This window comes from Undibacterium sp. Di26W (genome assembly GCF_049340265.1).
Lineage (GTDB): Bacteria > Pseudomonadota > Gammaproteobacteria > Burkholderiales > Burkholderiaceae_D > Undibacterium.
On sequence record NZ_JBMPOR010000049.1, the window covers coordinates 1 to 8256 of the forward strand.

The window sequence follows — 8256 nt, forward strand, 5'->3', positions numbered from 1 at the left end:
TTCGAAAGCTACTGGTCAGATATGAAAAACTCGAGAGGAGCTTTCTGGCCCTCAATCATCTAGCAGCGGCGATCATTGCATTCAGAAAAGTGCCATTAGCAATAAATATTATTTACGGATAAGTTCTTAGTCCCAATACAGAAAAATCTACGTCTGAAAAAAAAACCGCAACCAGCACAAAGAAATTACTTCGCTTCTTATCTGTCGTTGACAATTTGCGGATCATAGCTGAATCTGATCTTCTCGTTGCAATTGTTTCTGATAAACAGCGTAACCTTTATACTACTCTTAGTCAGTGCGGCATTATCTGCATAGTTCAGTTGATACTTCGCTCCCAATTCAAGAGATGTACCAGTCAACTGACTTCCTGTGCCGGGCGAATAGTCGGCATAACCGGCGAAACTATACCCAGCATCTACCGATGTCGAATCCAAGATAAATGTGATGGATGTTTTGCCTTTTACGCAAACTGGGTCAGGCTCTATCTTAGTATCAGTGCTGAAATTCAAATTGACATACACCGGAATTGACTCGTTGGTACTCATGGTATCTCCTTGTTATCAATGGATTAAAGACAAATGGGATATCCCTACAAATGCGGTAACGTGAAGCCGAGAGTGATTCAGTTTCGAGCGGCGTATCGAGCGCTGCAATTACGCATCGTTCATGGCGTTTTCGATCGCCGCGATATCATTTTACGAGCAAACATGCGTCAATAACTCGGTGGTCGACGGCCTCAAACGGCATTACCGCACTTGCATGGATACCCCTTTAAGAAAGCGAACATAGTCAAATTCGCGGTAGCCGATTTGCGTCAACTGTGCCTTGACCTCGCCGATTATAGCATCATTGCCAAGGCATGTCTGCGCGCGTATCCAAGGGGAAAGTATGTGATAGTCCATGCTCCCGGGCGCATCCTTGGCAAGCAGTCCGCGCGCCTGTTGACAGGCATGCTGGGACGCCGCTTCGTCTTTCTCCCTGGCTTCTACCGCCGCAAGGATTAGCCAGCCTTCCGCCAGCGCCAAGCGGCTGCGTAGTTCGGTTGGATTGCGTGTCAGCACATCTTCAAGGTGACGCTGGGAATCTGTAAGTTGCCGCCGCGCTTCCTGGTTTTGATGAAGATCAAGTAGGGCAAGAGCCATTTGTTGTCGCACCTGTGCTTCGAGCAGGGACCATTTCACTTTCTTTGGATCACGCTGCGCCAATGAATTTGTGGTTTTCCAGATGTCTTGTAGTTGGGGCAAGATGTCTTTCGCTGCCGTTTCGCGCGCTGCGATACGCAGGTAATCCAGTTTTGCAAAGAGGAAATTTCTCTGCCATGCTTTGTTGGACGGCTCTTGCTCGAGCGCCAGCTTGAGTAAATCATGCGCGATATGAAAGTCATCGAGTGCAGCGGTACTCTGTCCCAATGCGAGCTTGAGCACGGCTTGATGCTGGAGCGCCAGCGCTAAACGATTGTTCCAGAGTGCGTCGTTGGGCGCGGCCTGATGCAGGCTTTCGACAAGATCCGTCTCGCGCCGGTATAACGCCATTGCTGCGTCTAACTCACCCAGCGTCTCCTTGGCCGAGCCCATCCAGGAGATGCTGTCGGCCAGGTCGCCCTTCAAGCTGCGATCCTGTGGCTTTTTCGAACTTGCCTTGGTTTTGAGCTCGATGGAAAGTAAAAACTCCGCGCTAGCGGTTCGCGCATCGCCGCGAGCCAACGCCAGCGAACCTAAACTGCTATGCGCATACGATTGCTCTATCCACCAATCGACAGAGTCAGGCTCCAACAAATGCAAGCGGTCGCTATAATCCTGGTATTGCTTGAAATACTGCTTCGCCTGAGCCGGGTCGCCCTGTTCCATGTGTATTCTGCCCAGCCAGAAAGCATTGGCACCGAGGTTCTTCAGCACATCACGATCGTCGGGAGCGATGGCAAACTGCTGCTGCAGAATGGTTCGGGCGACTAGTAATGCGTCGGTAGCCGCTTTCATATTTCCACGTTCGATATTCACTTCGCTGATGAGTTGCAGCGCCTTGGCACGTTGAGTGAGCGAAGTAAGATTCAATGTTTCGCCGCCTGGCCGGGACAGGTATTCCAAGGCTTTCGCGCTGACGCTGTCAAGCAGGTCGAGCTTGCCGATAGGCCTCAGCTTGTCAACAAAGTCCCCTAACATGAAACCCAACATGCCCTCGGCTTCGATGCGTTTTTGGTCTGCCACCCGCTTGGCCGATAGCGCACTCAGTCCCAGCACCATGGCAAGCGCCGCCAGTATGACGATGAGCGTCATAACTGCCACAAGAATGCGTTCGCGCAGCTTTGCTTTCTGGGTCGAGACCCGGATCAGCGCTGCTTCTTCTGAGGAAAGGGAAAACGCCGCGAGGCTCAGCAAACTGCGTGCTTCAGTCAGTTGCTTCCCATGGGGCAATAACAAATCATTGCGTCGCCCCTCGCTCACCCAGCGGGCACTTTGCGCGGCAACACGGTCTCGAACACGCAAGGCCTCGCGATACTCGCCAATCCAGGCGGTGACGCGCGGCCAGCGGCGCAAGATCGCTTCATGCGCCACGCCGAATCCTGCCGCATCGCCTAACAGTTCACTGACAAATAGCCGGCTTTCCACCAGCGCATTGACTAAGCGCCGTTGGTCCTCGTTGCGCAAAGCGGACCAGGGCGCACGTCGGCTGGTGACCACGTCTTCGCTGGCCGAGATGGTTACCACCAGAGACAACACCTGCGGCAGGCAAGCGCGCTGCGATTCAGTCAAGGCGCTGATCGTCTGCTCGGCGCGTTGACCGATAACGCCTTCCAGGCCGCCGAGTTGATGGAATGCCTCGAAACTGAGTTCGCCATCCGCCGTGCGCCGACTGTACAGTTCCTGCAAGGTGTACTGCAGCAGAGGCAGTGCGTCCGGGCTGCCAGTCGCGCTTTCGCACAAAATGTCATCAAGCCTGATCTGCGTGTCCGCATTGATGCCGAAATGGAGTGTGGCTGCAGCGGCAGGCAAACGGATCATCTGGGCGATTTCGGCATGCGAGGGCGGGCTCAGATCGAAGTGCGCACCTCTTGGTTTACCCTCCATCAAGTCCGGGTATTCGGCAATGCGCGGATAAAAGTCGTTTCTGCAGGCGATGACGACGATCACACAATGGCTGCGCGCCAGCGTGTCGATCGCCTTTAAAAAGGCTTGGCGCTCATGTTCGCCAATGTGGGACCACGAAAAAATTGCTTCGAAGCGATCGAGGACCAAAGCGAAGCGCAATCGCGAAGCGGCCTCGGGATTCGGTTCAAGGGCATGGCGCATGTCTGCGATCACACTCTCAATATCATGCTCGATGCGTTGGGCCAGCGAGACCGCGCTGGCACCGGGAAATACGCCATTCTCATCAATCTGCCAATCGAGCAACACACCACCCAGCATAGTGAGCAAATGATGCTGTCCCATCTCGCCCAAATCGAATGTCGCCGAAGATATGGTCAGCAAATTGTTTGCACTTGACCGCCCCATCAAAAGCGGCAACAGGCCAGCTTGTATCAGCGAGGTTTTGCCGGCGCCACTGGGACCGAGCACCAATACCAGCGCGCACCCAGCTTCCGCCTGCAGTGCGATCGCCTGCAACAGCTTGAAGCTGGCGTCGGCACGACCGAAAAATACCGGCGCGTGCTCTTGATCGAACGCCTGCAAGCCACGAAATGGCGATTCATTTAGCCATGTTTCGTTCGCTACATCGACTACGTGAGCGTTCTCCACATGCACCTCGGCAACAGTTCGGTAGCCGCGTTTTCGTATGGTCTCTATATATGTGGGCGATAGCGCGTTGTCGCCAAGCGCGCGACGCAACTGCGTGATGGATTTGTGTACCGGATTGTCGCCGTGCAAATTGCTTCCCCAGCATTCCTGTAAAAGCTGTTCGGCGCTGACGACCGTATTTGCACGTTCGCACAGCGCGACCAACACATCCATCGCACGTGGTTCTATCTGGCGGGTTGCCAGAGTGCTGGCAATCGTATTGGCCGGCGGATTGATTTGCCAATCCCCGAAGTGGAATATCCGGTTTTTCATGTGGAAGATACATCCAGATGGCGTGTATGAGGGAAGTGCAACTTCGTCATAGATAGAAAAAATCCCTATAAAACAATGACTTGCAAAGCGGAAGGTTTTCGGAAGGTTTGTATTGGAAATATTGCCTAAAGTATATCTCGTGAAAGCTACTTTGAACAAGCATTCTTCGATCAGGCTAAGCATTTGCTTACCGATAAAGTAGATACCGAATTGGGAGACCATCATTAACTCGCCTGCAATGAATATATCTGCCTTGATGGAACCATCAACTATCCCCGCGATACGAGAGTTGCCTGAGTGCCCCCCTGACGTTCCGTCAGCAGTAGTCCGTTTGGTACTCGCGCAAGTTTTAGCAAGCGCAACCTTCCTTAAGGCACCACGCATGTGTCGGTTGCTGAAGTTTTTGGTGGACAAACGATTGGCGGGAGCTATACGAGATACCAACGAATACACGATAGGGATTGAAGTATTTGATCGCGACCCGTCAACTTACAACACCGGAGAAGACCCCATTGTACGGGTACAAATTGGCCGTCTGCGCGAAAGGCTGAAAGACTATTACAGCGCATTGGGTAGCGCAGCCGAAGTGACGATTTCCATCCCGATTGGCAGTTACATGCCGATGGTTCGAAAATCGGATGAAAACCCTATTATTTTCAAGCCGCAGTACTTGCTGGCCATACTGCCGATCCATTGCCTTACGACGAATGCTGAATGTGTTTCTTTTACCCAAGGGTTGAGCGAAGAGCTCACGCATCAATTATTCAAGGAATTTGGTAAAACCATCGTCTCGCACACCTTCAGCAACATGAACCGGGTTAGCAGAAGCGACGCGACAATACAAGTCGAACATGTCGGTGCTAGCCACCTGCTGGAGGGAAGTATTCGCGTCGAGGGCGGGTTTACCCGAGCGTCTTTCCGGCTCCTTGACGCTACAGTTGGTTGCATTGCCTGGGCAGAGAATTTTGATCGACACGCCTCATTTGCCATCTCGCTGCAAGAAGACATAGCGCTTTCCGTAGGCGAGGCATTGAAACGCTACTTTTCCCTTGGCTGATGACAACAACCTGACGCAACACCTGCATACACCGAGGGATTGCAAGTCAGAGAGCACCAGCAATCAAGCGTGCAGGTCTACCGTGTTCGCCAACAAGTTACGGTAACACGTCCGTCTCGTTACCTGAAGATACTTATATCGCCCGCGGTCTGAAGTTATCTTTGAGGCATGGGATGGGGATTGCAGCAACGATTTGACATCCTATGGAGGGGTAATTGTACTTTTGGTGCAAATTGGTGCGGTTGGAACGAAAACGCACCGGGAAATCAAAAGCTTGTGCCTTCGTGAATCTAGAACCATTAGACAAATAGAAAACGATAAACCGTCGTTTTTAACTGATGTGTCATGCGTAAGCGCACTAAATTGTACCAAAAGTAAGACTGCCCGTGTAACACCCACTTCAAGGAGAAGCAAATGATCATCCCGTCCAATATCGAAATGCATGATGTACTGGCGGCCTTCCATGCCATTCCAGACGCTGGTACGCGCAATTATTACGCCTGCCCTGTTGATCCCACTGAACCTACTGGCCTGGTGTTTTCCCACTTCAAAGGCATTGCCGCGTTTGAAGATAAACTCATTTTTACCCACACCAATATCGATATCGGGGCGACCTGCGGAAAATACCTCATTGCCGATAAACTGAATGAGGGCGCCCAGGGCACCATCGACGCCACTTATGACACCCAGCCGCAAAACTGGTGTCATCCCTGCTCGTCCCAGGCTTGCGGCAGCTTCATGGCAATGGGCATCCAGCCAACCGAGACCAGCGGCAATCAATCTGCCATCCAGATTTGCGATCTGCAATACACTCTGAGTAACGAGCCGATCGTTGTCCTGGGTAGCATTCCGCGCGAAGAAGGGATCAATGGCGTGGGCATGACCAAGGAAAAGGGATCATGCGGGTGCTATATCGTCGCCGCAGTCAACGGACCGAGTTTTACCCTATACCGCTCAACCAGTGACTGCCTGCAACCGTCGAAGATCGGATTCGACGTGATCTACTGCACCAATCAGTTCGCCGAATCCGGCGCCGGTCTGGCGTTGGTGACCCAGACCGATGGCCGCATTTTCATGTTCACCCTGAATGCCGATGACGATGGCAGCAACAATGAAATGTGCTTGTACAGCATCAACATCACCGCCGAGGCGCCGCTGAGCAAGCTGGCTCACCGAGTCATGGCCGTGCCGGGGGTGAGCCAGTCACTGACTGACCTGCTGAGCTACCTGCTCAACAACCAAACGCCACTGGGCAACGCCATCGTCCTGTTGCTGTGGTCGTTTGCGGAAACCTATATGAACAGCAGCTTCCGCTGGGGGAAGGGTTTGGCCATCACGTCGCCCGACTCGGTCACCGTGTACGCCTCCGACCGCAATGTGCTTGGCCTGTCACATGTAACACCCACGCGCCAGGATTTTTCGCTCGTGGTGTGGGGCTAGCAGATCCCAAAGTGATTCAGTTTTCACTACCCATGAATGCCAACGAACTGGCCCCTCAAGAGCGACGCGTCAGTCGGCGCACACGCACAACACCACTTGTGTCACAACCAACCGGAGAAAATCCATGAACAAACCTGAACTGAAAAGTTACTTGGAGAAGAATGATCCCGTTTGGGGCTCCATATTGGCGGCGTTGCTGGCGCTTGGTAGTGGCGTGCTCAACAGATCCTTCCGCTGGGGCAAGGATCTGTCGATAACCTGGTCCCAAAGCGCGGAGATCTACGCTACAGACTGCAATGTCCTCCCTCTTTCATATTTGCCGAACAAGGTCTCGAAAAAAGATTTCTCCGTCGTGGTATGGGCCACTGTGCCCTACACGCCAGGCATTGTTGTATAGCCAGCGCCGCTTGCGGTGGCGTGCAAGCGGCGTTGCATGATGGATGAAAGGGCCGAAAACTTTAAGCGCTAGGGCCCGGCGCACGCCGAGCAATGTTACTACTCTTGTGCAATGTACATGCACTTAACCACCTTAAAAGGAAATCGAAATGACAATCACAACACAACAATTTGGCGCCATTAATTTAGGCTATTATGCCCCCTCAGTAGACGGCTGGAATACAGGAGGGGTGACAGGAGGTCCAAATGGAAACTTTAATAATCCGGATGCCAATTTGCCAGATGGTTTCCTGCAATTCGGTTCCATGGCCATAACGGGTAGTCCACTTGATGCCTCAGCTTTCTTGGTTGCCTACGTTGACGGCATAGCAGTCTCTGAGTCCACCGGATGGACGCAGGTTTGGAATACCCAAAATATTCCTGGCGGAGAAAACGGTTACCTGTATATTCCTACAGCACCGACAGGATTTGTCGCACTAGGTGTAACATTCACAAATTACGGGATACCTAACTTTAACGTGGCGTGCGTCGCGGAACAGTATGTTGCACAAGGAAATACAAGTCCAATTTGGAGCACAGTGGGAATCGATGGTGGGGCCGACCTCGCGCTTTATACCGTCATTATTGACCCTACCCAAACGCCTCCTGACTCTGATCTTACGTCGATTATCCCTATCTCGACCAGCACTTTCGTTGCAACTACTACTAATGGTTCTTTTCCTTCTGCTGCAAACCTGCTTCTGCAGTGTGTCGGGCTTTAATGGAAATATCCACGTAACGGACTAATATCCAAAATCCAAATATGACACCCCTACAGCAAATGTTGATTCATCCATCGTGACAATCATCATGTAGGGTGTCAGTGAGCCGCCTGCTAGAAAACGAGGCAAACTATCAAGAAGGAAGAATCAAATCGATGGGATCAGACTCTGAGCCTTCCCCTCATATTTGAAGATGAATGATGTTCTGGTGTACGTCGCGTATGAGAGTACGAAGCAGTGATAGTGCGTCATTCATTTGTCGTCGCGTGAGCATGATTGAAGTGGCTTCTTGAATACAACATCGCGCTAGGAAAATAATGGATAGTGCTGTCTTAGCTTTTTTCTTGCTACCAAATTCAATCCTGAAATTGACCGATTTGGCGATTAAGAACTTATCCGTAAATAAATGATAAACTAAGATTGAGATATTTTTTTTGCGATGATAGGGAATGACGAGAGCCAAGTCATGGGAAGTAACGGACGAATTTTGGAAACGTGCAGAAGCGCTGTTGCCGATGCGGCAACGCCCGGACAATAAAAGCTATGTTCGTCAATC

General features: G+C 51.8%; 6 protein-coding genes and 1 pseudogene. 5 read left to right on the forward strand and 2 right to left on the reverse strand.

Annotated features, from left to right (window positions below; translation table 11 throughout):
• A pseudogene (locus ACO0LM_RS28480) lies at positions 1 to 122 on the forward strand (IS5/IS1182 family transposase); the annotation flags it as partial.
• 75 nt (positions 123 to 197) lie between these two features.
• Here ACO0LM_RS28480 and ACO0LM_RS28485 read toward each other — a convergent pair.
• Together ACO0LM_RS28485 and ACO0LM_RS28490 are read right to left on the reverse strand one after the other, a co-directional pair.
• On the reverse strand, positions 198 to 545 hold the full coding sequence (locus ACO0LM_RS28485) for a DP-EP family protein (RefSeq protein WP_423042298.1): 348 nt from the start codon (positions 543 to 545) through the stop codon (positions 198 to 200).
• Between the two features lie 201 nt (positions 546 to 746).
• Positions 747 to 4271 (reverse strand): winged helix-turn-helix domain-containing protein, encoded by a 3525-nt coding sequence (locus ACO0LM_RS28490; RefSeq protein ID WP_423042300.1) that lies wholly within the window; start codon positions 4269 to 4271, stop codon positions 747 to 749.
• A gap of 181 nt (positions 4272 to 4452) precedes the next feature.
• Between ACO0LM_RS28490 and ACO0LM_RS28495 the strand changes: the two genes are divergently transcribed.
• The 4 genes from ACO0LM_RS28495 to ACO0LM_RS28510 all read left to right on the forward strand — a co-directional run bounded on the left by ACO0LM_RS28495 (position 4453) and on the right by ACO0LM_RS28510 (position 7700).
• Entirely contained in the window at positions 4453 to 5103 is a 651-nt protein-coding gene (locus ACO0LM_RS28495) for a hypothetical protein (protein ID WP_423042302.1), read from the forward strand.
• 414 nt (positions 5104 to 5517) lie between these two features.
• A complete protein-coding gene (locus ACO0LM_RS28500) occupies positions 5518 to 6543 on the forward strand; it encodes a hypothetical protein (RefSeq protein ID WP_423042304.1) in 1026 nt (341 codons plus the stop codon).
• 124 nt (positions 6544 to 6667) lie between these two features.
• A complete protein-coding gene (locus ACO0LM_RS28505; protein WP_423042305.1) occupies positions 6668 to 6940 on the forward strand; it encodes a hypothetical protein in 273 nt (90 codons plus the stop codon).
• Positions 6941 to 7088: 148 nt separating this feature from the next.
• A complete protein-coding gene (locus ACO0LM_RS28510) occupies positions 7089 to 7700 on the forward strand; it encodes a Vps62-related protein (RefSeq protein ID WP_423042306.1) in 612 nt (203 codons plus the stop codon).
• Positions 7701 to 8256: the final 556 nt, after the last annotated feature.